The 1318-nt window shown below is 68.0% G+C and carries 1 protein-coding gene and 1 pseudogene; both read left to right on the top strand.

What is annotated here, in order from left to right; genetic code table 11:
- The first annotated feature begins 408 nt into the window (after positions 1 to 408).
- Positions 409 to 726 carry an STAS domain-containing protein gene (locus tag ACFWUZ_RS36330; RefSeq protein WP_384382405.1) on the top strand — a complete coding sequence of 106 codons (318 nt, stop codon included), beginning with the start codon at positions 409 to 411 and terminating at the stop codon, positions 724 to 726.
- Positions 727 to 1149: 423 nt separating this feature from the next.
- Positions 1150 to 1318, top strand: a pseudogene (locus ACFWUZ_RS36325) (diaminobutyrate--2-oxoglutarate transaminase); the annotation flags it as partial.

Here is a 1318-nt window from a genome sequence, read left to right as displayed (position 1 = left end):
GCATCGCCACCCGCTGCGACAAGAGCCCGGACAGCTACCTCGCCGGCCTCCACCTCCGCGCCGCAATGATCTGGATCGACGACCTGATCAAGACCACCGAATGATCACGACATCACACAGGCCCTAGGACCGAGAGCCTGATCCACGCTCGGCTGCACCCTGGTGGGAGCACATGGCCGGGTGCGGTCTGGCCTTTGCGGCGGGGGCGTGGCAGGCTCGGGGGACAACCAGCCTGGTCTGGTGGGAGACCCCGCGCCGCCGGGAGGTCACGACGCGTGGCTGGTGGATGGTACGGGTGGTCTCGCTCGGCTCTGCGCGGCCCAAGGCGGCCGCGCGCTTGGCCGCCTCCTGCGAACGGGTTTCGGGAGCCGACCGTATTGGGCTCCGATCTGATGGGCGGATCCGACCATGCACCCCACCCCGAACACCGACAACGCTATACACACCCGGTCCCGGACCGTCCTGATCCTCACCGGCGCCCTCGACATGGACACCGTCCCGCGCGTTACCGCGACCACCGACACCCTCTCTCTCGCCGGACACACCCTCGTCCTGGACCTGTCGGCCGTCACCTTCATGGACTCCAGCGGCCTCAACACGCTCCTCACCCTCCGCAACCGCACCGCGGCCGAGCAGGGCACGCTGGAACTCTGCGGACTCCCCGACCAGGCCCTGCGCCTCCTGGACATCACCGGCGCCCGCGCCCTCTTTACCCTCACCCCATAAATGCGAATGCGTCCTCAACAGGTGGGTCCGCTGGTGCTGGCAGCCTGTCCTCAGCTCCCTGGCGTCTCTGGCGGCTGGCATTATCGCTGCCGGCGCGGCCGTCGAATGGTGGTGGATGCTCGGAGTGGATTCCCGGGGAGGCTTGCCCAGCTCGGTGTGACTCGCAGCGATAGACGTCACCTCGCAGCTCAAACTGTCACCGCGCACCCGTTCGACCGGATCACGGTTCAGCACCTGCGTGAGGTGCCAGGTCACCAGCTCGCACGTTCGCCGAAGTGGTGACAACTGCGTTGCGAACTCCGGGCTGGTGACAACAAGCTCGCGCGCATCTGGTGACAGATACAGCTGAGATTTCGCGGCCCCCGCGCAGGTCGACCACCGTACGGGGCGGCGTTGTCCAGCCGAGGGCAGGACGGGTGTGCCGTGGTGCACGGCCTCGACATGCAGACCGCGGCCAAACGCGTCTTCCTGGAGCAGCTGCGGGACCTGATCCTCACACCGCGCGGCCTGGACTACCGCGTCCAGTTCCCCGGACCCGGCGGTACCAACTCGGTCGAGGCCGCGCTCAAGCTCGCCCGGAAGGTCACCGGGC

Source organism: Streptomyces sp. NPDC058646 (genome assembly GCF_042716875.1).
GTDB lineage: Bacteria > Actinomycetota > Actinomycetes > Streptomycetales > Streptomycetaceae > Streptomyces.
This window is presented reverse-complemented; position numbering and strand designations above follow the sequence as displayed.

Excerpts from the sequence above, each read along its gene's own strand:
- ACFWUZ_RS36330 (WP_384382405.1), top strand. The coding sequence starts at position 409 with ATGCACCCCACCCCGAACACCGACAACGCTATACACACCCGGTCCCGG.